The sequence below is a fragment of the Clostridium minihomine genome, assembly GCF_900240385.1.
GTDB classification, from domain to species: Bacteria; Bacillota; Clostridia; order Oscillospirales; family Acutalibacteraceae; genus Faecalispora; species Faecalispora minihomine.
Genome location: NZ_OEQH01000004.1, coordinates 46344 through 68762, shown reverse-complemented (window position 1 = coordinate 68762; position 22419 = coordinate 46344). Strand labels below are relative to the sequence as shown.

The 22419-nt window shown below is 48.2% G+C and carries 22 protein-coding genes; 10 read left to right on the top strand and 12 right to left on the bottom strand.

The window, feature by feature from the left end:
* Positions 1-76: 76 nt before the first annotated feature.
* The 3 genes from pth to C1A02_RS09970 all read right to left on the bottom strand — a co-directional run bounded on the left by pth (position 77) and on the right by C1A02_RS09970 (position 2950).
* The gene (gene pth / locus C1A02_RS09980; protein ID WP_101698084.1) at positions 77-688 is read right to left on the bottom strand and encodes an aminoacyl-tRNA hydrolase; all 612 of its coding nucleotides are present in this window, start codon (positions 686-688) and stop codon (positions 77-79) included.
* A 188-nt stretch (positions 689-876) separates the two neighbouring features.
* Positions 877-1836 carry a ribose-phosphate diphosphokinase gene (locus C1A02_RS09975; protein WP_101698083.1) on the bottom strand — a complete coding sequence of 320 codons (960 nt, stop codon included), beginning with the start codon at positions 1834-1836 and terminating at the stop codon, positions 877-879.
* Positions 1837-1915: 79 nt separating this feature from the next.
* Complete coding sequence (locus C1A02_RS09970) at positions 1916-2950, bottom strand: sugar phosphate nucleotidyltransferase (RefSeq protein ID WP_101698082.1); 1035 nt, start codon at positions 2948-2950, stop codon at positions 1916-1918.
* A 323-nt stretch (positions 2951-3273) separates the two neighbouring features.
* On the opposite strand from C1A02_RS09970, the gene ppdK reads away from it, so the two are divergent.
* From ppdK to C1A02_RS09955, 3 genes are all read left to right on the top strand, one after another.
* Complete coding sequence (gene ppdK / locus C1A02_RS09965) at positions 3274-5910, top strand: pyruvate, phosphate dikinase (protein ID WP_101698081.1); 2637 nt, start codon at positions 3274-3276, stop codon at positions 5908-5910.
* A 339-nt stretch (positions 5911-6249) separates the two neighbouring features.
* Positions 6250-6675: a bacteriohemerythrin gene (locus tag C1A02_RS09960; protein ID WP_101698080.1), complete on the top strand. Its 426-nt coding sequence runs from the start codon at positions 6250-6252 to the stop codon at positions 6673-6675.
* Positions 6668-7129 (top strand): chemotaxis protein CheX, encoded by a 462-nt coding sequence (locus tag C1A02_RS09955; protein ID WP_101698079.1) that lies wholly within the window; start codon positions 6668-6670, stop codon positions 7127-7129. The genes C1A02_RS09960 and C1A02_RS09955 overlap by 8 nt, the downstream gene beginning before the upstream one ends.
* 326 nt (positions 7130-7455) lie before the next feature.
* Here the strand turns inward: C1A02_RS09955 and C1A02_RS09950 are convergent, their stop codons facing one another.
* The 3 genes from C1A02_RS09950 to C1A02_RS09940 all read right to left on the bottom strand — a co-directional run bounded on the left by C1A02_RS09950 (position 7456) and on the right by C1A02_RS09940 (position 10281).
* Entirely contained in the window at positions 7456-8397 is a 942-nt protein-coding gene (locus C1A02_RS09950; protein ID WP_101698078.1) for an NAD(P)-dependent oxidoreductase, read from the bottom strand.
* A 376-nt stretch (positions 8398-8773) separates the two neighbouring features.
* On the bottom strand, positions 8774-9418 hold the full coding sequence (locus C1A02_RS09945; RefSeq protein WP_101698077.1) for a trimeric intracellular cation channel family protein: 645 nt from the start codon (positions 9416-9418) through the stop codon (positions 8774-8776).
* Between the two features lie 86 nt (positions 9419-9504).
* A complete protein-coding gene (locus C1A02_RS09940; RefSeq protein ID WP_101698323.1) occupies positions 9505-10281 on the bottom strand; it encodes an HAD family hydrolase in 777 nt (258 codons plus the stop codon).
* 108 nt (positions 10282-10389) lie between these two features.
* Here C1A02_RS09940 and spoVAE point away from each other — a divergent pair, with 108 nt between their 5' ends.
* Positions 10390-10746 (top strand): stage V sporulation protein AE, encoded by a 357-nt coding sequence (spoVAE, locus tag C1A02_RS09935; protein ID WP_101698322.1) that lies wholly within the window; start codon positions 10390-10392, stop codon positions 10744-10746.
* 63 nt (positions 10747-10809) lie between these two features.
* Here spoVAE and C1A02_RS13530 read toward each other — a convergent pair whose 3' ends face one another.
* Positions 10810-10962, bottom strand: a complete 153-nt coding sequence (locus C1A02_RS13530) for a hypothetical protein (protein ID WP_009060536.1) — start codon at positions 10960-10962, stop codon at positions 10810-10812.
* Between the two features lie 209 nt (positions 10963-11171).
* The gene (gene rpsT / locus C1A02_RS09930) at positions 11172-11438 is read right to left on the bottom strand and encodes a 30S ribosomal protein S20 (protein ID WP_101698076.1); all 267 of its coding nucleotides are present in this window, start codon (positions 11436-11438) and stop codon (positions 11172-11174) included.
* Positions 11439-11574: 136 nt separating this feature from the next.
* On the opposite strand from rpsT, the gene gpr reads away from it, so the two are divergent.
* The 3 genes from gpr to C1A02_RS09915 all read left to right on the top strand — a co-directional run bounded on the left by gpr (position 11575) and on the right by C1A02_RS09915 (position 14061).
* Positions 11575-12462, top strand: a complete 888-nt coding sequence (gpr, locus tag C1A02_RS09925; RefSeq protein WP_101698075.1) for a GPR endopeptidase — start codon at positions 11575-11577, stop codon at positions 12460-12462.
* Between the two features lie 92 nt (positions 12463-12554).
* A complete protein-coding gene (gene spoIIP / locus C1A02_RS09920) occupies positions 12555-13712 on the top strand; it encodes a stage II sporulation protein P (protein ID WP_101698074.1) in 1158 nt (385 codons plus the stop codon).
* 31 nt (positions 13713-13743) lie between these two features.
* Entirely contained in the window at positions 13744-14061 is a 318-nt protein-coding gene (locus C1A02_RS09915) for a hypothetical protein (protein WP_101698073.1), read from the top strand.
* On the opposite strand, the gene C1A02_RS09910 is transcribed toward C1A02_RS09915, so the two are convergent.
* The 4 genes from C1A02_RS09910 to C1A02_RS09895 all read right to left on the bottom strand — a co-directional run bounded on the left by C1A02_RS09910 (position 14052) and on the right by C1A02_RS09895 (position 20092).
* Positions 14052-14735: a hypothetical protein gene (locus tag C1A02_RS09910; protein ID WP_129588160.1), complete on the bottom strand. Its 684-nt coding sequence runs from the start codon at positions 14733-14735 to the stop codon at positions 14052-14054. The genes C1A02_RS09915 and C1A02_RS09910 overlap by 10 nt on opposite strands.
* 327 nt (positions 14736-15062) lie before the next feature.
* On the bottom strand, positions 15063-15968 hold the full coding sequence (locus C1A02_RS09905) for a PhzF family isomerase (RefSeq protein ID WP_101698071.1): 906 nt from the start codon (positions 15966-15968) through the stop codon (positions 15063-15065).
* Between the two features lie 620 nt (positions 15969-16588).
* Complete coding sequence (locus C1A02_RS09900; RefSeq protein WP_101698070.1) at positions 16589-17365, bottom strand: sulfite exporter TauE/SafE family protein; 777 nt, start codon at positions 17363-17365, stop codon at positions 16589-16591.
* 324 nt (positions 17366-17689) lie between these two features.
* Complete coding sequence (locus C1A02_RS09895) at positions 17690-20092, bottom strand: cell division protein FtsA (protein WP_101698069.1); 2403 nt, start codon at positions 20090-20092, stop codon at positions 17690-17692.
* Between the two features lie 282 nt (positions 20093-20374).
* On the opposite strand from C1A02_RS09895, the gene C1A02_RS09890 reads away from it, so the two are divergent.
* From C1A02_RS09890 to C1A02_RS09880, 3 genes are all read left to right on the top strand, one after another.
* On the top strand, positions 20375-20998 hold the full coding sequence (locus C1A02_RS09890; RefSeq protein ID WP_101698321.1) for a potassium channel family protein: 624 nt from the start codon (positions 20375-20377) through the stop codon (positions 20996-20998).
* 12 nt (positions 20999-21010) lie between these two features.
* Entirely contained in the window at positions 21011-21676 is a 666-nt protein-coding gene (locus C1A02_RS09885) for a potassium channel family protein (protein WP_101698068.1), read from the top strand.
* A gap of 180 nt (positions 21677-21856) precedes the next feature.
* Positions 21857-22402, top strand: coding sequence for a QueT transporter family protein (locus C1A02_RS09880; protein WP_101698067.1), 546 nt, complete (start codon positions 21857-21859; stop codon positions 22400-22402).
* The last annotated feature ends 17 nt before the right edge of the window (positions 22403-22419 follow it).

Below are 22419 nucleotides of genomic sequence, written 5' to 3'. Positions count from 1 at the left end.
AGAGTGCTGTAATTCCGTCCTTCTATTAAGCATACGGAAAACGAAACAAAAAGATAGTCGTATTTTGTGCCGAAAGTCAGGAATTATAACGGTTCATCGCTTCGTCTGTTTTTCCGTTCACCATTAATTCCAGTGCTTCGGCAGCACGAGAGATGGCTTCTTCCAAACTTTTGGCCTCTTGGGCGGAGAAGGTGGAAAGTACCCAGTCCGCCAAATCCCACTGGGGATTCGGTTTTGCGCCGATCCCGATTTTGATGCGGGGGAATGCGTCGCTTCCCGAAAGATAAATGATATTTTTCATACCGTTTTGCCCGCCGTCGCTTCCCTTGCGCCGGATGCGCAGGCGGCCGGGGGGCAGAGAAATGTCATCCAGCACCACAATTACCTGTTCCGGTGAAAGCTTATAAAACTGCATGGCTTCCATCACACTTTGTCCGCTTAGATTCATAAAGGTAGAGGGCTTGAGCAAAAGCACCTTTTTACCGGCCAGAGTTGTTTCGGCACAAAGGCCTTTAAACTTTAGGCGGTCAATTTTGACGCCCAGCTTTTCTGCCAGATAATCCAATGTTAAAAAGCCCACGTTATGGCGGGTTTTCTCATATTTTTGCCCCGGGTTTCCCAAGCCGACAATCATTGCCTGCACCGGGCCCGGGGACCAGCTGGGCCGGGAAAAGAAATTCTTCAGCATAAATGCACCTCTATCCTACAATATGGGGAAGTCAGGCGGGGATATGACATCATCCGCTTTACAAAAACGGGCAAGCCGAAAGAGCAAAGCCTGTTTTTTATTTGCCTGACCATTCTATTTGTTTTTACTGCAACCTAAGGCGGGGTAGAAGTCTACCCCGCCTGTTGTTTCTTACTTTTACCCGGTTTTTAGATAAACATGGGAGAAACCGGTTTGTCTTCATAAATGCGCTCAATGGCTTCTGCGAACAGAGGAGCCACCGGCAGAACCGTAAAGTTCGGGAGGCATTTTTCTTCCGGAACCGGAACGGTATCCAGCAGAATCAGCTCAGAAATGCAGCTGTTTTTGATGCGCTCTACAGCAGGGCCGGAAAGCACACCATGAGTGGCACAGGCAATGACATCAACCGCACCGCCGATTTCCACCAAAGCGGTGGCAGCGTTACACAATGTGCCGGCGGTATCGATCATGTCATCCACCAGAATCACCTTTTTGCCGCGCACATCACCGATGATGTTCATTACTTCTGAAACATTGGCTTTTTGACGGCGTTTGTCAATAATCGCCAGAGGGCAGCCGATTCTTGCGCCGAAATTGCGGGCGCGTGTAACGGAGCCGAGGTCGGGGGAAACCACCACGTACTCATCCACATCTTTGCCGATTCGATCTTTTAAAAACGAAGAGAGAATCGGTGCGCCCAAAAGATGATCCACAGGGATATTGAAAAAGCCCTGAATTTGGGGGGCATGCAGATCCATAGTAAGGATCCGGTCTGCTCCGGCGGTGGTGATCAGGTCGGCCACAAGCTTAGCGGAAATCGGGTCGCGGGCCTTGGCCTTTCGATCCTGACGTGCATAGCCGAAGTACGGAATAACAGCGGTGATACGAGCTGCAGAAGCGCGTTTCATCGCATCGATCATGATCAGAAGCTCCATAATATTGTTGTTGACCGGCGCGCAGGTGGACTGTACGATAAAACAGTCAGAGCCGCGCACGGATTCGAACAGGGACATTGCGATTTCACCATCACTGAAGGTAGAAACTTCTGCTTTCCCCAAAGGCAGGCTAAGGCAATCGGAAATTTGCTTGGCTACGCGCGGACTGGCGTTCGCCGCGAAAATCTTGATATCCTTACCATGAAAATTCATTGAAAAAATCCCCCTAAACAGATTGACCGCCAAAAGACAGCGGTGTTTATGTTACTTTGAAATCTATCAGTACACGCGATTAAGCGCGTAAAGTGGTAAAGGGTTCGGGCGATTGTCCGTCCGACAGTGTCACTGCGCGGCATTGCACATTCTGCAAAATGCAGTTGTTGCCCGCAGTGGTGTTTTCCAGCAAAGTGTTGGGGCCGATGACACAGCCGGATCCAACGCTGGTGTTGCCGTACAAAATACTTCCCGGAAGGATGCGTGTGTCGCGTCCTGCGGTGACATCTGGTCCGATTAAAATGCCGTCAGGGCATGGGATATCGATTCCATCGGCCATCAAACGGGATAACACGCGTTCTTTGGCAATGGAATTCAGTTCGGCAAGCTGTGCCCTGTCATTTGCGCCCAATACGACGCTGCTGTCATCGGCCAGATAAGCGCCGGCCTTTTGACTTTGGGAAATCAGCAATTTTATGGCGTCGGGCAAGTAATACTCGCCCGTGCTGTTGTTATTTTGTATGCCGGAAAGTACCGCAAGCAGACTGTCCACCTGAAACCAATATGCGCCGGAATTAATCTCCCGAATTTTTTTGGTTTCTTCGTCGGCTTCTTTTTCTTCCACAATGGCAAGAAGGTTCCCGTTTTTGGGGTTTCGCACAATGCGCCCATAGCCGAAGGGATCTCGCGGTTCTGCAGAAATTACAGTTACAGCCTGTCCTTTTTCTATATGTTCCGCTAAAGCGGCCTGAATGGTTTCTGGGTTTAGAAAAGGGGCATCTCCGTTTAGAATCAGCACATTGCCCCCACGGTGACGCTGAAGAAATTCTTCTGCCATCATCACAGCGTGGCCGGTTCCCTTTTGCTGGGCCTGATACACATGTTCAAAAGGGGAGAGTCGCTTCTTGGTTTGGGCCAGGCTGGCCAAAAAGGACTCCACTTCACTGTGCAGGTGCCCGGTTACAACGCAAACATTCCCAATGTGGGCGCCTTCCACGGCGTCAATGACCCATTCCAGCATAGGTTTAAACAAAACCTGACATAATACCTTGGGGCCGCGGGACTTCATTCGTTTTCCCTCGCCTGCTGCAAGGATAATGGCACAGTTTTCCATGGTTTGTCCTCCGTCAATTCCGCAAAAAATCATACATTATTATTATCGCATATCATCAAAAATTTGCAAGCCCTAATTTTTGTTTTGTTAAAATATTGTTAATACGGGGTTGGATCTTTGAAAAAAATGTGACAATGTCATCAACTTTATTAAAAAAATATCCGAAATGGAAAGGTATTGTGAAAAAATTTACAAATAAATCCGAAAATGGGATAGATTTTTAACAGTTTCTTTGCTATAATTCACAGTGGATGCTGAAGAGTGTATCCAGTGATAGGATAACTGATCAGATAGATTAGGCAGAAAATTAGGAGGTTAACAGTATGGGTCATAAGTATGTATACCTGTTTTCAGAAGGAAACGGAAGCATGAGAAACCTGCTGGGCGGCAAAGGCGCGAACCTGGCGGAAATGACGGTGCTGGGAATGCCGGTACCGCAGGGATTTACCATTACAACCGAAGCCTGCACTCAGTATTATAACGACGGCAGGCAGATCAATGAGCAAATTCAGGCTCAGATTTATGAATATCTGGCAAAGATGGAAGAAATCTGCGGCAAAAAATTCGGAGATCCCAAAAACCCTCTGTTGGTATCGGTCCGTTCTGGTGCAAGAGCTTCTATGCCCGGTATGATGGACACCATTTTGAACCTGGGTTTGAATGATACTGTGGTAGAAGGCCTGGCGGCTTTAACCAATAACCCTCGTTTTGCTTACGACTCTTACCGCCGCTTCGTTCAGATGTTCTCCGACGTGGTTATGGAGATGTCTAAGAGCGACTTTGAAAAAGTAATTGATGCCAAGAAAAAAGAAAAAGGCGTGAAGCTCGACACCGAACTGACCGCTGAAGATATGAAGGATTTGGTTGTTCGCTTTAAAGCGTTGTACCGCGAAAAGATGGGCAGCGAATTCCCCACAGAGCCCCGCGTACAGCTGATGGAAGCGGTTAAAGCCGTGTTTCGTTCGTGGGACAACCCCCGCGCCAATGTGTACCGCCGCATGAACGAGATTCCCTATGACTGGGGCACTGCGGTGAATGTGCAGTCCATGGTGTTCGGCAATACCGGCGATACTTCCGGTACTGGCGTGGCGTTTACCAGAAACCCCGCCACCGGCGAGAAGAGACTGTTCGGCGAATATTTGATCAATGCTCAGGGTGAGGATGTTGTGGCCGGTATCCGCACTCCCGAAGAGATTGCTCATTTAAAGGATGTTCTGCCGGAAGTGTATGAGCAGTTTGCAGAAACCGCTCAGCGTCTGGAAGATCATTATGCCGACATGCAGGATATGGAATTTACCATTGAAAACGGCAAGCTGTACATGCTGCAGACCAGAAACGGCAAGCGCACCGCCGCAGCGGCACTGAAGATTGCCGTTGACTTGGTGGAAGAAGGCAAAATTGATACCGAAGAAGCAGTTCTTCGTGTGGATCCCAAGCAGCTGGACTCTTTGCTTCACCCGCAGTTTGACCCGGCAGAGCTGAAAAAAGCCAAGGCAATCGGCAAAGGTTTGGCAGCTTCCCCCGGAGCGGCTTGCGGCCGAGTGGTATTTACCGCTGAAGAAGCCAAAGCGTGGAGCGACAAGGGTGAAAAGATCATCTTGGCCCGTTTGGAAACCTCCCCGGAAGATATTGAAGGCATGGCAGTGGCACAGGGCATCCTCACCGTTCGCGGCGGCATGACCTCTCACGCGGCTGTTGTTGCCCGCGGTATGGGCACTTGCTGTGTTTCCGGCTGCGGTGACATCGTGATGCACGAAGAAGAGAAATTCTTCACCTTGGGCGGCCAGACCATTCGCGAAGGCGATTATATGTCTATCGATGGTTCCACCGGTAACATTTATGGACAGGCAATTCCCACTGTGGAAGCTTCCATTTCCGGTGATTTTGACAAATATATGCATTGGGCCGATCAGGTTCGCCGCCTCGAGGTTTACACCAATGCCGATACCCCCCATGATGCAGCTCAGGGCAAGGCGTTCGGTGCCCAGGGCATCGGCTTGTGCCGTACCGAGCACATGTTCTTTGAAGGTGATCGCATTAAGGCAATGCGCGAAATGATCGTTGCTAAGACTACCGAAGCCCGCCGCAAGGCGCTGGCAAAGCTGCTGCCTTATCAGCAGAGCGACTTTGAAGGAATTTATGACGTAATGGAAGAGCTGCCGGTTATTATCCGCTTTATTGACCCGCCTCTGCACGAATTCCTGCCCACCAAGGAAGAAGATATCAAAGAGATTTCCTCTGAACTGGGCCTCACGGTAGCGGAACTCAAAGAAGTAATTGCCAGCCTGCACGAATTTAACCCCATGATGGGACACCGCGGCTGCCGTCTGACTGTTTCTTATCCGGAAATTGCAGAGATGCAGACCACTGCTGTGATCAGTGCGGCCATCAATGTTTCCCGCAAGAAGAATATCCACATTGTTCCCCATATTATGATTCCGCTGGTAGGCGAAATCAAAGAGCTGAAGTTCGTCAAGGACGTGGTAACCGCCACCGCCGACAAGCTGATTGCAGAATCCGGTTTGGAACTGAAATATCAGGTTGGCACCATGATTGAAATCCCCCGTGCTGCATTGACCGCAGACGAGATTGCCACTGAGGCAGAATTCTTCAGCTTTGGCACCAATGACCTGACCCAGATGACTTTCGGATTTAGCCGTGACGACGCTGGTAAGTTCTTGGATTACTATTATGAGAATAAGATTTATGAGTCCGATCCCTTTGCCCATATCGATCAAAACGGCGTAGGCCGCTTGGTAGAAATGGCTACCGAAAAGGGCCGCAGCACCAATGCGCACCTGCACGTGGGCATTTGCGGTGAACACGGCGGCGACCCCACTTCTGTGGAGTTCTGCCACCGCACCGGACTGGACTATGTTTCCTGCTCGCCCTTCCGTGTGCCGATCGCTCGTTTGGCAGCGGCTCAGGCGGTGATCAAGGAAAAGAGAGCCAAGAAATAAAAATAGCGGTTATATCCCAGAAAGAAGCTGCCGTTTTTCGGCAGCTTCTTTGAAAAGGAAAAGATCAAAAAGCGTGTGCTTTCGGTGAATCCGGAAACACACGCTTTTTCTTATTAGTCATTCACTTGTTTTGGGCTGATAAGTAAATATCCTTTTCAGGTGAAAAAGAATTTACCTCACAAAAACGTATGATGCGGTGAGAAGGCATAGCTTAAAAAATGCAGCTTGAATTTCAGGGTTATCCAACTTGAAGTTCAGGAAGAATGTGGTATAATTTAAGAAAACTTTGCCGAAAAAAGGAAAAAGCGCGATGCTTTTCGCGCTGGAAAGGAAGTTTTTATGCTCTGGAAAGATAAATATATGCTGGGGGTTCCGCTGATTGATGAACAGCATCAGGAACTGTTCCGGCGCGTTACTGATTTTGTTGAAATCGTTCGCAAGCCAATTCCGTGGGAGCAAAAGACGGAACAGGTGGGCAGGACACTGGAATTCATGAAGGACTATGTGGTGACTCATTTTCGGGATGAAGAAAATTTGCAGCGCCAGTTAGGGTATCCGGAAATGGAGTCCCACCGGAAAATCCATCAAGATATGGTGGCCTATGTGGCTCAGGTTGCACGGGAATATGAAGAAAAAGGCTATGAGGAGCAGATGATGCAGCAATTTGCAGGCAAGCTTTTGGCCTGGCTGATTAATCACGTTGCTTCGGAAGATCAAAAAATTGCCGATTACGCAAAAAGAAAGGAGATGGAACCCCATGAGTGATGCATTGCACCTTTCTTTTTTTGAGGCTACCCGAGACGTTTTTGAACTGATGCTGGATTTAGAGAAAATATCAGAAACTTCCGGCGGGGTACAGCGGGCAACAGATGCTTGCGGCAATTTGACCATTGCCATTGGAGTAACGGGGGACTTGTCCGGGGATATTCTGTATGTGTTCCCAAAAGACACCATGCTGGAAATGGTAAAAATTATGAGCGGCGGCATGGAGATCAATGAAGTGGACGATTTTGTTACTTCTGCCATTGGCGAGATTTCTAATATTATCAGCGGCAAGGCGCTGATTGCGCTGTCTGAAAAAAATGTTACCTGTGATATTCTGCCACCTCGGGTAATACAGAGCAGTGATGGCACCTGTGCAATGCCTTTAGACTCCAGCACACAGATTTGTACTGAAATTGGCAGTGTGGGTCTGGAAATACATCTACAAGCGGGCTGAGTTCACAGAATTCTTTGGATCCGTCGGAGCATTGAAACTCCGGAAATACAAAGAAACTTATACATCCTGAGTTTTAACAATGAATTTAAACGCATCGGACTTTTCTATTTTGATGCCCAATTCCGCTATCAAATGAGAAGTAAACGGCAAAAGTGTTGTACGAAGCTGTTTTCAGACAAAAAAAGAGAGATTGCTTCTAGAAAGCAATCTCTCTTTTTTCAATGATTCCTTATCGTTTCGAGATACTCTGCCGGGTGAAATCCATCGGATGGGAAATACTTCCCACCGGTCTTCCTCTGGAGATGTAATCTCTGTTTCATCAGAACTTAGTTCAGGTTGAAAGCTTCCTTCACCTTGCTGATGATATGTGCGCCGATGTCGCGGCTTGCGTCAACAGTCTGTGCACCAATATGGGGAGATACAATGAATTTATCTTCTTTGAACAAGGGGGAATCGAAGCCTGCGCCCTCGGTCAGTCCGCCGGCAGCCAGTTCGTTCTCCATAACGTCAGTAGCATATCCGCCCAGCTGACCATTCTGCAAAGCTTCCAAAGCATCGGCTTCATTTACAATTCCGCCACGGCTCATGTTGATTACCATGCAGTCGTTCTTCATGGATTTGAGCTTCTCTTTGGAGATCAGATCCTTGGTTTCAGGAGTCAACGGAACGTGAATGGAAATGTAATCGGAAACCTTCAACAGCTCTTCGATGGGCAGCAGCTGAGTGTCTTCGCCTGCAACCTGCTCTTGTGTCAGGAAGGGATCGTAAGCAACGGTGGTCATGTCAAATGCACGGGCAAATTTGGCAACACGGCGGCCAATTTTTCCGAATCCGACAACACCCAGAGTTCTGCCGCGCAGCTCGCGACCTACGAATTTGTACTTATCCCACTGCTTCTCTACCTTAACGTCGTGGTTTGCTGTCATCACGTCACGAGAGAGGTCGAGCATTTTGGACAGGGTCAGCTCGGCAACTGCGTTAGCGTTGAGGCCGGGAGCATTGAATACCTGTACGTTGTGGGCTTTTGCGGTTTCGAGATCAACGTGGTTGAGTCCGACTGCGCAAACACCAATCACCTTCAAATTCTTTGCAGCGTCAAAGAATTCTTTATTGAGAAAAGGATCCACTCTCATGATAAGGACATCGTACTCGCCGATCATGCCTTTCAGTTCTTCCTGAGTAGGAAGCAGGTGCTCATCCATCTGCATATACTTTGAAAGTTCTGCCTTAATAGAAGAATGTACTTTGTCAATAATAAGACCTTTCATTGATAATCTCCTCCTGATTTACGGGATATTTTCCCTTATAGTTTAAGAGCTGCCTATCCAGCAACTCCCTTATTCTTAAATGATACTATGCTGTCACAATAAAGTCAATGAAGGAATAAAAAGTTAAAAGTTTTTATCAAAAACCTACAATAACATACATAAAAAAACAATTTTGAGTCGATTTTCAAAATTTATTGTTCCCTGTTATTCAGAATAAAACGAACTTCTTAGAAGTGAAAATATATTTTGTTTTCATAAATAAAAAAATCAAAAAATGTGAAAGGCATTCTGTACTGTTTTTTTAAAACCAGTTGTTTATATGAAAAGATAAAAGCCGAAACAGCCCCAAATGTTTCGGCTTTTTAACTGTTGTTTTTTAATTTTCGGGCTCTTTAAAAACGGGCATATGAATATTAAAGTGTAAACTCAGCATCCGGATGCTGACGATTAGAATAATGCTGATGGACATGGCAATGGATGGGGGAATCCACATGCGGGAAAAATAGTAAAATACAGCCCCTAACACAGAAGCCATGGCATAGATTTCCCGCCGCAAAACCACGGGAATGCGATGGACCAGAATATCCCGAAGCATTCCACCGCCTACGCCGGTCAGCATAGCGACAAAAATGCAGAGAAAGCCTTCCTTTTCATACCCGGCCGAGATGGCCGTGTTTATCCCAATCACTGTAAACACACCAAGACCCAAGGCGTCCGATAAGTAATAGCTCCAAGTATAAATCCGGCTGCCGCCATTTACAAAACGGCGAAATCGTTCTAAAAACAAAAGCAAAGCAGTGGTGATTAAAGCAGTGATGAGATAAACCGGGTATACTAATCCAATGGGCGGAAAAGCACCCAAAATCACATCGCGCAATACACCGCCGCCTATCGATGTGGTAACAGCTAACACAATCACTCCAAAATAATCCAGCTTATGTTCCATGGCCACAAGTGCGCCGGAGATTGCAAAGGCCACAGTACCAATAATTTCAAAAACTAAAAGAAGGGCATCTGGCATTTCATCACGCTCCACAGGGCTGTTTCATAAATAAATAAGCGCTTTCTATTCTGTTGCAATGGCCTGTCGGATTTGTTTTCTAAACATTAAATTAATTCTAAATGCCGCAGTCCGTTTTCAATTCCGTTTTCTAAAATGCTGTCGGTAATATAATCGGCGGCCGCATGTGCTTCTGGCACACCGTTTTTCATTGCCACGCCGATCCCCACGGTTTTCAGCATGGTTACGTCATTGTTCCCGTCACCAAAAGCAACCGTATCTTTTAAATCAATTCCGGCGTGCTGGCAAAAGTGGCGGATAGCCACAGCCTTGTCCTGGTTGGGAAAAGACAAATCCCCCGAGTGTCCGCCGGGGTGAAGGTTTAGCACCATCGAACCCGTAAAAGCTGGGCGGCATCGCTCAAAATGATCGTCATCCGCAAAAATGCAGTCGACTGCGCCGGCTTTCACCTCATCCGGCTGCCACTGAGTCGACACATAGTTCCCCAAGTGATAAATGCGGTTCAGGATCTCCACCATTTCGGGGCTTAAATTTCGGCCCCAGCTTTGATGGGTGCCCACAAAGTTATAAGAAACCCCGAAGGAATCAAAATGTTCCATAATTTCCTGCACCCTTTGGGGTGAAAAAAATTTTTGAAAGATGGTTTTGCCTTCATATACCACATGGGTGCCGTTCATAGCAATATAGCTCGTAAAAAAATCCCCGAAAATTTTTCGGATAAAAGGCTCTTGCCGCCCGGTGCAAATGGCGATGCCATGACCATTTTGCCTGGCCAGCGCGATTGCTTCCAGGGTTCCGTCCGGCACAAAATACCGTCCTTGTTTTGATGTGAGCAAAGTACCGTCAATATCAAAAAAAATCATTTTTTTCAACGGGATAACTCCTTTTCTGGGGCAATCTTTTTGACTGTTACATAATCCTAGAAGCGGATGGAAACAATATGCCTTGAAAAACTGAAAGGATCTGAATCCATGGAATATGTAAAAGCGTTTATTATAGGCGGATTGATTTGCGTCGTCGGCCAGATATTGATTGATAAAACCAAGCTGACCCCCGCAAGAATCCTTGTAATGTTCGTTACACTGGGGGTGCTATTGACAGCGGTTGGCGTATATGAACCTCTGGTGGAATTTGCCGGGGCAGGGGCCACCGTGCCTCTTTCCGGGTTTGGTTATGCCATGGCAAAAGGCACCCAAGAAGCCGTCCGGGAACACGGGCTGCTGGGGGCTTTGATGGGTGGTGTTACTTCCAGTGCGGCTGGAATTGCCGCGGCAGTATTTTTCGGATATCTGGCAGCTTTGATTGCAAAACCGGGCGATAAATCGTAACAATAAAACGGGCAGGAACGGGAACAAAAGCTCCTGTTACCCTGCCCGGTTTTTTGCTTTAGCTTATTGGATGGAGTAATCCAAATAATGCTCCAGCTCTTCTTCATCCTTTTTCTTTTTCTCAAGGAACAGAAGCGTGGTTGTGACGATAGCAGCTACCGCTACGGCAGCAGAAACAATTCCAAGGATCAGTGCCAACGTATTGTTCTTCCTCATACAGAACGCCTCCAAATAAAACAAATTCAATAACTTACTCTTACTCATCCATCATAACTTGACCTATTGATCAATATGATACCCAAAAAACACTTAAAAGTCAATTCAGGCGGAAAAATAGTCGGCTTGGAAAAAGTTGTTTTAAATAGAAAAAAGCAGAGCAACATGCTCTGCTTTTGGCTACAAAGATACAGCTTATCCGATCTTTATTAAGATGCGCTTGCTGCGTTCAGCTTCTGGGCAAGGGCAGACTTCCTTCTGGCGGCGGTTTTCTTGTGAAGGATTCCTTTAGCAGCAGCTTGGTCAATCTTCTTTATCGCAATACGAACAGCCTCCGCCTTGTCCTCAGCCTGATTCTCGAGAGCAAGGTTAGCCTTTTTAATCTCTGTTTTCAAAGCAGAATTGATTGCTTTATTCTGAAGAGTTTTTGTCGCAATTACCTTTACGCGCTTCTTGGCTGATTTAATATTCGGCATAGTCACACCTCCTTTGACGCATCTGTCATATAACAGAAATCTTAACACAAAAAAATAAAAAATGCAAGATTTTTTTCTTGATTCTCGCAAAACCTTAATAACTCAATGAGTATATCACAAGAAAGGGGAAAATGCAATGATTTTTCGCACAGATTTGGCCATAGAAGCAAAAGAATCGGTTACACGCCCGTTTCAGGGAATCACCCAGTCGGAAGAGCAGCATGGCAGTTGCCGCATTACAAGAATTCGGGTAGAGGAGCCGGAGGCTGCCCGCCAGTTAAACAAAGAAATCGGCACGTATGTTACGCTCGAAATGCCCCCAATTTCTGACACCGTCGATTTGGAGGACGAGTGTCAGGAACTTTTGCGAAAAGAGATCGCAAAGCTTTTGCCCGAAGAAGGGCTGGTTCTGGTGGCTGGGTTGGGCAACCGGCAGATTACTCCGGACGCCCTTGGCCCACAAACAACGGGAATGGTGTTGGCAACCCGCCATATTAAAGGGGAACTGGCAAGGGTAACCGGTTTGACCGGCCTGCGGGGTGCGGCTGTGATTGCGCCGGGGGTTTTGGGCAATACCGGTTTGGAAACAGCAGAGTTTTTGCAGGGGATCTGCCGGCAGCTAAAACCTTGTGCTATTGTGGTAATTGATGCCTTAGCAGCCCGCAGCTTGGCCCGGCTGGGGTGTACGGTGCAGCTGAGCGATACCGGGATTTCACCCGGAGAAGGGGTGGGGAACCGACGGCCAAGAATTAATGAGGAAACAATGGGGGTTCCTGTTGTCAGCATCGGTGTGCCCACTGTGGTGGATGTGGAAACGCTGGCATTGGATCTGTTTGGCGGCGACCGCCTTAAAACGGAGCAAAGCGGGGAAAAACTGACGCCCCGCGGCGCCAGAATGGTGGTTACGCCCCGCGAAATTGACTTGTTGGTAGCAAGAGCAGCGCGGATGCTGGCCATGGGCATTAACCGGGCACTGAACCCCAGTTTATCAGTAGAAGACCTGACGATGCTGACTGCTCAATAAAGCCGTTTACAAGGAATTTTGACTGCTTGTCTTCATGTATATCCCCAAGATGTGGTGCATACCCATATAATAATCTGTTTGGGGAGAAGTCTATGAAAATAATTAGTCTGAAAAGGAAACAAAAAAATGGATGCTCTGTGCTGCGCGGAGCGGCGGCTTTGGCGGTAACGGTTATCTCCGTTGCCTGCTTTGCCGTGCGTCTTGGCCCGCAGGTTTTGGCACAGGGAGAGACTGCGGCGCTGGCGGCGGCCGGTTTTATTATGCCGGACGGGGCAGCGCAGCTTTTACGTACAGGCTTTGATGGGGAAGAAACACAGGAAGGCGAACATGTTTTACCAGAGGAATCCTCCAGTTCTTCCGGCACATCCAGCGCCGGAAAGGAACCGGATGCTTCTTCCGGCCAGGGCGCCGATTCTTCCGCATCCCCGCCTTCCAATACCCCGTCGCCCTATACGGGCGGTTCGGGGGCAGCCATTCAGGAACTAAGCATTCAAAATTCCGGGGTACAGTTTCAGAATATCTTTGTAAAAAATACCAATAAAAATCATTCGGTAGACATTAAAGCTGAATTAGACAAACAACCGGCGGTCAAAATAAAGACAGACGGCACGCCTCAGGTTCTGATTTACCATACTCATACCACTGAGGCATACCTGCTGAAAGAAATGACGAATCTGCCCGCCAATGCAGAAAGCAGAAGCACGGATAATACCCGCAATGTGGTGATGGTGGGGAACGCCATCGAGGCTCAGCTCAAAGCGGCGGGCATCGGTGTCATCCACGACACCGCTTTGCATGATTATCCGGCTTATAACGGTTCTTATGCCCGGTCGGCCCAGACTATTTCTAAAAATCTGAAACAATACCCCACCATTCAGGTCACTTTGGATATTCACCGGGATGCAATGGTGACCAACAGCGGAACAAGACTGAAACCCACCGCCACGGTGGACGGCAAAAAAGCAGCACAGGTGATGATTTTGTCTGGATGTGACGACGACGGTTCTTTGGGGTTCCCGGACTGGGAGTATAATCTTCGATTGGGTGTTCGCGTGCAGAAGCAGCTGTCAGAATTGTATCCCGGCCTGGCCCGTCCGCTGAACTTTTGCCCAAGAAAATACAATTTAAATATGACCAAAGGTTCCCTTCTGGTAGAAGTGGGAACAGAAGTAAATACGTTGGATGAAGCAATTTATTCCGGGGAATTATTTGGAAAAGCGCTTGTTAAGTCGCTTTTGGAGCTGCAATAAAAAGGAATTGGATTTGAGAGGAAGTTAAAAGGTGAAGCTATCACGAAACACACGGTGCTTTTTGGCGTCGTTTGCGGCCACCGGCTGCCTGATTCTGCTGGTTTGCGGAATGGTGACGGTGGATTATCACACCGCCCGGGTGGGCTTTGGCCGCAAAGATCCTATGATCTTGGTGGAGGTAGCGCAGGAAAAAACCAGCCTGCACATCAACGCCATGGGGCTGGAAAGGGAATGGGATATTACACAGGCAGATCAATGGTTTCGCCGGGTGGAAAATGCTGCCATTACCGCTTTGGAAAAGGGGAATGAACTGCTGGAACAGATTCCATTACAAAACACTTACAAATAGCGCGAACGATTGCTTTTTGTGATGATTTTTGTTATACTGACATCGCAATATAACGTCGACTGCTTGGGTTTTTTGTGTTTTGGGGCGGAAGGAACCGGCGAATGATTGATGGAGGAATTATGCATGTACAGTAAGAAATGGATGATAACGCCATTGCTGGCGCTGATATTGGGTTTTTTCGTCACCGGTACCAGCGTTTTAGCTGTGACGGACGGGCCGTCAGGAGTGGACGAGCCGGTTTCGAGCCACAGCGAAGCGCCTGTCAGTTCCCGCACCGAACCGGAATCCACTGCGCCGTCTTCCAGTGCTGCCCCCCAGTCGTCAGAAGTTCCGGTAATTGTTCCCCCGGTTTCTTCCGCAGCAGCTTCGTCCTCTTCCAGAACAGCATCTTCTTCCCGGGCATCGGTTTCGTCCTCTCGGGCATCATCCAGAACGATTCTGCCGTCCTCCTCTTCTGAGGCTTCCAGCGGTGTATTAGGAGAGTTTGAGAATATTTCCGGGGCTTCTTCACCTGCAATTTCGCTGCCGCCTGTGGGTTCGGTCAGCGAGGTGGAAAACCTGATTGGCTCTGGGGTAGAGGTTACCACCACAAAATCCCTTAACTGGTGGGGAATTGTTTCCTGGTTGCTGATTGGCCTGGGAATCCTAATAGTAGTGATTGTTCTTCTCAGCACTTTGCGTCGCCCGCCCCCAGGTGGGCCGGGCCGAAAGCGCTATCGCCGCCGCCCGTTCCCTTCCAAAAAGAAGCGGCTGCTCAATGATAAGTATTATAGAAATCGATATTAATGAAACAAAAGCCCCCGTAAATTACGGGGGCTTTCTATTTTATTTGTAATCGTATTTTAAAAACCAGCTGCGCAAAAAAGGATGAATTTTAATCACTTATAGAGAAGCAACTAATCCATAGCGCAATCTTTTTATTTCTTTCCCAACTTCACAGAAGAAGACAAACCGGGCTTTTACGGCTGGTGTTTGCAGAGATTGGGTGAAAGCGGGTTTGCTCACAGCTCCAGTTCTGTGCGGAATACAATGACCGCCTGACCGGAGATTTTAATTTCTGTCGGTTCGCCTTTTTCCACGCGCACTTCTACACCGATGGTTCCGGCCCGACCCATTGCTTCCCCCTGCAAAGCAGAAAAGCGAAGAAAGCCATCTTCAGGCTCTGCCAGCTTATGATGCACCAGATAACCGCCCAAAGGCCCGTTGGCGTTCCCGGTGACGGGATCTTCCCGAACGCCGCTGATGGGGGCAAACATTCTGCCCCGGAACAGATGCCCTGTGTTTTGGGTGTTGGGCGTGAATACATAGTAACCGTTGCAGCCGGTTTTTTCACTGAGCCGGCAAAGTGCTTCCCAATCCGGTTCCATTCGATTCAGCACTTCTTCGCTTTGAATCGGTACCATCACCTTGCCAAAGCCGGTGGAAGCCACCTGTATCGGCCATCCTTTCCGAAGCTGTTCCGCGGGAAGGCGCAATGCAGCGCAAAGTTCCCGAGAAAGAATGTCATCAAAGGGTTTGCCCAGTTCCAATTTGCCTTGGGTCATGACAATGCGAACTTCATCTTTTTCCCGTAATATCTCTACCGGAAGAATCCCTGCGCCGGTTTTCTGTAACACCCGCCCGGATGTCAGATTTTGTTCCAGTGTGCGTACAAAATGGGTGGCAATGGTGGCATGGCCGCAAATGGGAACTTCACGGGCTGGAGTAAAAAAACGCACATGAACATCATAATTAGGTGAAGGGGAAGAAAATACAAAAGCAGTTTCGGAATTGTTTAGTTCCCGGGCGATTTCCAGCATCTGGGATTCCGTTAATCCTTCTGCGTTTAAAACCACACCCGCTGGGTTTCCGCGAAAAGGCTGGGTGGTAAAGGCGTCAACTTGATACAAATAGTATTTTTTAGACATAGTTTTCCTTTCTGTAAATAAAAATGTTCTAAAATGGAATGATTCGACGAGGAACTCTCTTGTGACAGAAGGAACAAGGCAGTGTAAAATTAGTTCAATGTCAGCATGTCAAATGAAATCATTTCTTTGGCCTTTCAAGCCAAATTCGTCGAGTGTTCTCAATAGATAAAATCGAGTTGGTATTAATTAATACATTGAGTATAGTTTCGACGGAATTCTCTTTTTTGTAAACACTCATTTTTCAAAATACAATCGGACTGAAAGCTACAAAATTTGCAAAGCCGGAGGCAAGCATAAAAACCGGATACAACTGATTTTGTTTGAGCAAAATTTCTGTCATTTTATAGTTGTTTTGTTCTTTAAATCTCGTACCATAATCATCAAGCTTTTCGGATTTTTGCAAATAAAGCAAAAAAGAAAAGCATTTTTAAATACAAAATGTATTATTTATAGGATATTATTCCTTTTGTATACTTGAGTTTGCATTTCCTTTTTACATCATATTTGCCGGATTCGCCGAATCTCTGTGTGAAAACCAGTGATAAAAGAAAAAATATAATACAAATAGTATTTTAGTCACTAATTATTCTGCTTGTAAACTTTTATTGTGCTATTTTGCATTATGCAGGAAGAAACATGTCATAGGCTACCTTACAGAACAGAAGCACCAAAGAAACCAACAGCATGGGGCGGATGATTTTGGCATTATAGCGAAGTGCCAGGCCGGCACCCAGATAATTTCCCAAAACACCGAACAATGCGCCGGGAATTGCAAGAATATAGATGACTTTCCCCGCCAGCGCAAAGGTTGCCAAAGAAGAAATATTGGACATAAGGTTCACTACCTTTGCGTTACCTGATGCGGTGGTGTGATCCAGCCGGGTAAGGCCGGTGAACAGGAAAATCAGAAAAGTACCTGTGCCGGGGCCAAAAAAGCCGTCGTAAGTCCCGATGCTCAGGCCGATGCCCAAAGATAGAAGGATCATAATATGGGACTTTAATGGGGGTTTTTCCTCTTGGCCTTCTTTGTTCTTTTTTGGTTTTAAGGTTAAAAAAGCGATAACCGGCAAGACCATCAACAAAAGATAGCGCAAATATTTTTCATTCATGATCAGGTTCAGCTGAGCGCCCCCCGCGGCTCCCGCTAAAGCCATTATTCCCGCAGCCAGTGCGGTGGGCACGTGTACTTTTCCACCGCGGAAATACCGTATGGTAGAGGTCAGCGTTCCGGCGGTGGAAGAAAACTTGTTGGTTCCCATTGCCAGATGCGGCGGCAGACCGATGGCCAGATAAGCCGGCAGGGTAATCAGCCCGCCCCCACCCGAAATGGCATCAATGAAGCCTCCTAAAAAGGTGCAGGTACAAATAATGACAATTTGCAGCAGTAAGTCGTCCATCCCTCTATCCCCCTTCAGCGGCGAAAAGGCCGCTGGTTTTAAATATCTTGATTCAAATTATATCGAATTTTTTCGGGGACTACAATAGAATACGACAGCAGAAGAAATACAAAAAAACGCAATCTCTCTTCATGAAAAATGTATGGACACCAATCAAAAGGAGAAAAACACCACTATAATCCCTAAAAAAAGAAAGATAGAGATGTTAAAATCGCAAGAAAAGACCGTTCCCTGTTGGCGTATCCCTTCAAAAATGGATCGAAAAACCCCCAGCCGTCAGAATCCATAGATTCATGGCAGGGGATTTTTAAAAGAGGTTTTGTTTTATGCGTTACGGGTCTTCCCATCCCAATAGATTTCCACTTGATCGCCCTCTTGCAGCGGATCCAGATATCCGGCTTCGCGCCCGTTAATCCGCAAAACGATACTTCCGTGAGGAGTGGACAAATCGATATTTACCAGATTGAGCATATCAATCAGGCAGTAAGGGGAACGGTCGGTTTTTTCTTTTAAAGTGACCGAAGAGTGATTCAAAGTCAGCCGCATGGGAAACCTGGTTTGTACAGCGGAAGAAACTTCCGGCTCTGGGGAAGCTGCCGGTTTTTCGGCGGAAGGGGACTCTTCTTCTGGAATATCCGAATTGGTTTCCGGTTCGGGTTCTCCCGCATCTTGGCTCGGTTCCTGCGGTAAAACGAGAGGAAGGCTTGTGTTCGCGCTCGGCGGTTCCGGCAGAATCTGCTGCAGCAGAGCCTGTACCTGCTCTGAAATCCCTGCGGGAATCTGGTTGGGGTCTTCTTCGTGAGGCAGCAGGGGGTCCGTCTGTGCCGATGTGGCTTCCGATTCCGGCAATGGTTCCGAGGCAGCCGCATCGTTTGTCTGCGGCATTCCGGCAGGAAGCTGTGGTTCAGCGGGCGTTTCTTTTTGGGGTGGGTCAGGATTGAGCGGCCGCGGCTGAATCTGATCGCCGGGGTGCAGCAAAGTGTGGGGAGGAACCGAAATGCCGTTTACGGTAAATTCCATATCCTCGGGTTCCCCGGCAAAGGATAAAAGCTGCTCCAGTGTTTTTACCGGGCGGGTGCGGATGCGATCTCGGGGGTTCAGCAGCTGCGCCGGGTCACCGGGAAGGCCGTTTACCGTGGCTATCGTGCCCAGGGAAAATTCCTGTCCCCGCAGAAAAACCGAACCCGGCGACGTTAGGTCTGCGGCTTCCCCCAACGTGATTCGGGCATCTTCGCCGGGCAAAGCGGGCTGAAATACAATGGAATCTCCGGCCCGCACGGTGTCAGAAAGACTGGCTTCTTTTCCATTTAGCTGAATTTTGGCTAAGGTGGGGTGTCCGCCGTATACCGATTGGCTTTCTCCGTCCAGTTCATATACCAGACTTTTGCCGGAGCGGCTCATCATCTGATGATATCGGTATCCGTTCATCAAAAGCACGTCCAAAACAGAAAGGCTGTTGCTGCGGAACAGCTTGGCATTGCTGCCGTTTAATAAAATGGTAAAGCTGTCACTGATAAGGTTTAATGCGGAAGAAACTGCAATGCCCAAAGGGGTGGCAAATTCCGGGCTGGCCAGCTCGGGTTCCGCTTGTGTTAAGTAGTTGGAAAAGTTTTTGCCGCCCAGTGCAACTCTGGCGGGGGAGAGGTGAAGCAGCTCTGCCACGCAGGCGCAAAGTCCCGGCAACTTGCTGCCGCCGCCCACCAAGAACACGGCACTGGGGGGTTCCCCGTTTGCCTGCAAAATCTGCTGGCAAATTTCTTCGGCAAGGCGCCGCATCACCGGTTGAATTTTTTCTTTTAGCTGCGATACGGGAACCTGCTGTTCCAACCCTAAAATATCTTGAAATGTAATTTGTTCACTTTGATCTAATTCCAGCTTCATTCTTTCTGCTGTGGTGAAATCCACCAGATATTCCTTCATCAAGGTTTCGGTAATTTCATCCCCGGCAATGGTGGCCATGGTGTACCCCACCACACCGCCATCTTTAGATACAGCGATATCAGAGGTGCCGGCGCCGATATCAACCAAGGCCAGATTCAGCAGGCGCAAGTTTTGGGGAATGGCTGCATTCATGGCCGCGATGGGCTCCAGCGTCAGGCTGGAAACTTCCAATCCGCACTTTTGCATGGCGGTATAAAGGCTGTCTACCACCTCGCGGGGAAGAAAGGTGGCAATCACGTCCGCAGTCAGCACTTGCCCCCGATGGTCCAGCAAATTAGCCAGAGGATAATTGTCCAGCGTATAGCGGGTGACGGAATACCCCACCAGATAAAACACAGACAGATCTTCTTCTCCGGCCTGAGGGGCAAACCGTTCTTCAGCCTGCTGAATTGCCCCGGCTTCCAGCCGGCAAATGATTTCATGGGTAATTACCTGCGGCTCTGGCAACGACAATTCATAATGCACCTTTTGAGTCCGCAGAGCCCGCCCGGCCGCGGCTACGCACACCCGGTTTAGGGGAGCACCTATTCGGGCTTCCAGCTGACTTTTTACGTTCCCCGCCACTCGGCTGACCTGCTGAATGTCTTCTATCTGCCCGTCAATCATCGCTCGCTTTTCGTGCTCTGCAATTTCCACAGCACAAATTTCCAGCTTTTCTTCCCTGGGCAGGCCCACGATTCCAATAATGCTTCGGGTGCCAATATCCAAAGCAAACACATAGTCTTCCGGAGAAGTCCCCCCGGCAGACTCCGCAGTTCCCTGACCGGTCCGGTTTTCTTCTTGCATTTCAGCAACCTCCGCTTCTGCTGCATCAACATAATTTGATAAAATCTTACAATTATTTTACTATAAAAAAGGGAAAAATGCAATTATTGGAACATCCCAAACCCCAGTGACAGCTGGACGAAAACAAAACAATTAAGACGCTGGACAGATCGGCTCAAAGGTGATATGATGGTGCTGTAAATTTTGAGAAAAAAGCCCCAAGCAGCAGCGCAAATTGCGTTTTGCTCTGGGGCGGTTATTTATTTAGGTAATGATTTGTCGGAAGAACCGGAGGGAATTGGATTGAACATTTTGGTAGTGGGCTGCGGCAGGCTCGGCTCTACTCTGGCAGATTTGCTGGACAAAGAAGGCCACGATGTGGCTGTAATCGATAGTCTGGAAGAAAATCTGATACGCTTGCCTGAGGATTTCAGTGGCGTGAAGGTAACGGGAATGCCGATGGATCAAAGCGTCCTTCAGGCAGCCGGGGTAGAAAACTGCGACGCGGTGGCGGTGGTGACTCCGGATGATAATTTGAACATTACGGTAGCGCAGATTGTCCGCAGCTTTTTTGGGGTGGAAAATGTGGTAGCTCGTATTTCCGACCCCCGGCGGGAAAGTGTGTTTCATCGCTTTGGGCTGAGAACCGTGTGCCCCACCAATTTGGCGGCAGATGCGATGAATACGGTGCTGACTTGCCCTTGGGAACCGGTTCAGATGACCTTTGAAACCGCTTCGGTCACATTTCAGGTAAAAGAGGTAACTCAGGAATACTATGGAAAAGGGATTTCTGCTGTTCCTGCAGAAAGCGGACAGGTTCCTTTTGGAGTGATCCACTCGGATTTGCAAATGGAACTGTACAACCATAAAAAAGATATTGTGCTTCAGGCAGGAGAAAAAATCGTCTTTGCCCATGTAAGTGACTAAAGGAGAATCGTGATGAGAATCGTAATAATGGGTGGGGGAAAACTGGGGTATAACGTAGCCCGGAATATGCTGGATCGCAAATATCAGGTGCGCCTGATTGAAAAAGAATATGCGAAATGCGTCAAGATAGCCAACGACTTAGGGGTTGAGGTGATCTGTGGGGACGGCACCGAGATAGCGATTCTGGAAGGGGCCGCAACCAAAGAGGCAGATACCTTTATTGCGGTGACCGGCAGCGATCAGGATAATCTGGTGGCGGCTCAGCTGGCAAAAATGGAGTTTGGAGCCAAAAAAGTCATTGTCCGGGCCAACAACCCCCGCAATCTAGAAGTTCTGCGCACGATGGGGGCCGACATTGCGGTTTCCAGCACCGAAATCATTACCAATATGATAGAGCAGGAAGTGGATATGGCAGAGATGCATCTTTTGGCCACGCTAAATAAAGGCAGGGCGGGCATTTGCACCATGGTGCTGCCCAAAGATACCTCTTTGCACGGAATTCGCCTGATGGATGTTACTTTGCCGGAAAACACGTTGATTGTGTCGGTTCTGCGGGGGGATCAAATGATGATTCCAAACGGACGCACCGTGCTGCATTCCGGCGATCAAGTGGTGGCGGTATGCGAAAATAAAGACCAGAAAAAGCTTCTGCACGCTTTGGGAGAAAGACTCCATTAAAAAAATCTGGAAATCCATTTGATTTTTTGAATAAAGAGGAGTATTCTATACTCTAATGTCCTAAGGGAAAGAATAAAAATGGGAAGGCTAACTCTTTGTTTTCTCATTGAAATTTAGTCCCGGCAGGACATAGTCAGTCGCAAGATCCTGACTTAAAATAAAACTACGGAGGAATTTAAAATGAAAACAACTGTTTCCCGGCGCACTGTCTTTTTGGTGCAGGGTGCCATGATCGCCGCCTTTTATGTGGTATTGACCATCCTGTCATCCGCAATGGGGCTTGCTTATGGGCCGGTGCAATTCCGCTTGTCAGAAGCACTGACCATTCTGCCTGCGTTTACGCCGGCCGCGATTCCCGGGCTTGCAATAGGATGCCTGCTTTCTAATTTGGGCAGTCCTTTTGGTGTGGTGGATATTGTTTGCGGCACCGGCGCCAGCTTGTTGGCCGCAGTGATGTCTTATCAGCTGCGCCGCTTTCGGCTGGGGGGATTGCCGGTTCTTTCTGCCGTGCCGCCGGTGCTGTGCAATGCAGTAGTGGTGGGTGCCGAGCTGGCCTTTTTTCTTCCATCGGGATTTTCGATGGCAGGATTTTTGGCTGCCGCACTTTCGGTAGGAGCGGGCCAATTGGTGATTCTGGCGGTGTTGGGCTTGCCTTTGGCGGCTGTGCTGGAAAAAACGGGTGCCGCCCAAAAGTTTTTTGGAGCGTCGAGTTATGGTTTGAAATGATGATTTAAAGAAGTGTA

Excerpts from the sequence above, each read along its gene's own strand:
- pth (WP_101698084.1), bottom strand. The coding sequence starts at position 688 with ATGCTGAAGAATTTCTTTTCCCGGCCCAGCTGGTCCCCGGGCCCGGTG.
- C1A02_RS09975 (WP_101698083.1), bottom strand. The coding sequence starts at position 1,836 with ATGAATTTTCATGGTAAGGATATCAAGATTTTCGCGGCGAACGCCAGT.
- C1A02_RS09970 (WP_101698082.1), bottom strand. The coding sequence starts at position 2,950 with ATGGAAAACTGTGCCATTATCCTTGCAGCAGGCGAGGGAAAACGAATG.
- ppdK (WP_101698081.1), top strand. The coding sequence starts at position 3,274 with ATGGGTCATAAGTATGTATACCTGTTTTCAGAAGGAAACGGAAGCATG.
- C1A02_RS09960 (WP_101698080.1), top strand. The coding sequence starts at position 6,250 with ATGCTCTGGAAAGATAAATATATGCTGGGGGTTCCGCTGATTGATGAA.
- C1A02_RS09955 (WP_101698079.1), top strand. The coding sequence starts at position 6,668 with ATGAGTGATGCATTGCACCTTTCTTTTTTTGAGGCTACCCGAGACGTT.
- C1A02_RS09950 (WP_101698078.1), bottom strand. The coding sequence starts at position 8,397 with ATGAAAGGTCTTATTATTGACAAAGTACATTCTTCTATTAAGGCAGAA.
- C1A02_RS09945 (WP_101698077.1), bottom strand. The coding sequence starts at position 9,418 with ATGCCAGATGCCCTTCTTTTAGTTTTTGAAATTATTGGTACTGTGGCC.
- C1A02_RS09940 (WP_101698323.1), bottom strand. The coding sequence starts at position 10,281 with ATGATTTTTTTTGATATTGACGGTACTTTGCTCACATCAAAACAAGGA.
- spoVAE (WP_101698322.1), top strand. The coding sequence starts at position 10,390 with ATGGAATATGTAAAAGCGTTTATTATAGGCGGATTGATTTGCGTCGTC.
- C1A02_RS13530 (WP_009060536.1), bottom strand. The coding sequence starts at position 10,962 with ATGAGGAAGAACAATACGTTGGCACTGATCCTTGGAATTGTTTCTGCT.
- rpsT (WP_101698076.1), bottom strand. The coding sequence starts at position 11,438 with ATGCCGAATATTAAATCAGCCAAGAAGCGCGTAAAGGTAATTGCGACA.
- gpr (WP_101698075.1), top strand. The coding sequence starts at position 11,575 with ATGATTTTTCGCACAGATTTGGCCATAGAAGCAAAAGAATCGGTTACA.
- spoIIP (WP_101698074.1), top strand. The coding sequence starts at position 12,555 with ATGAAAATAATTAGTCTGAAAAGGAAACAAAAAAATGGATGCTCTGTG.
- C1A02_RS09905 (WP_101698071.1), bottom strand. The coding sequence starts at position 15,968 with ATGTCTAAAAAATACTATTTGTATCAAGTTGACGCCTTTACCACCCAG.
- C1A02_RS09900 (WP_101698070.1), bottom strand. The coding sequence starts at position 17,365 with ATGGACGACTTACTGCTGCAAATTGTCATTATTTGTACCTGCACCTTT.
- C1A02_RS09895 (WP_101698069.1), bottom strand. The coding sequence starts at position 20,092 with ATGCAAGAAGAAAACCGGACCGGTCAGGGAACTGCGGAGTCTGCCGGG.
- C1A02_RS09885 (WP_101698068.1), top strand. The coding sequence starts at position 21,011 with ATGAGAATCGTAATAATGGGTGGGGGAAAACTGGGGTATAACGTAGCC.
- C1A02_RS09880 (WP_101698067.1), top strand. The coding sequence starts at position 21,857 with ATGAAAACAACTGTTTCCCGGCGCACTGTCTTTTTGGTGCAGGGTGCC.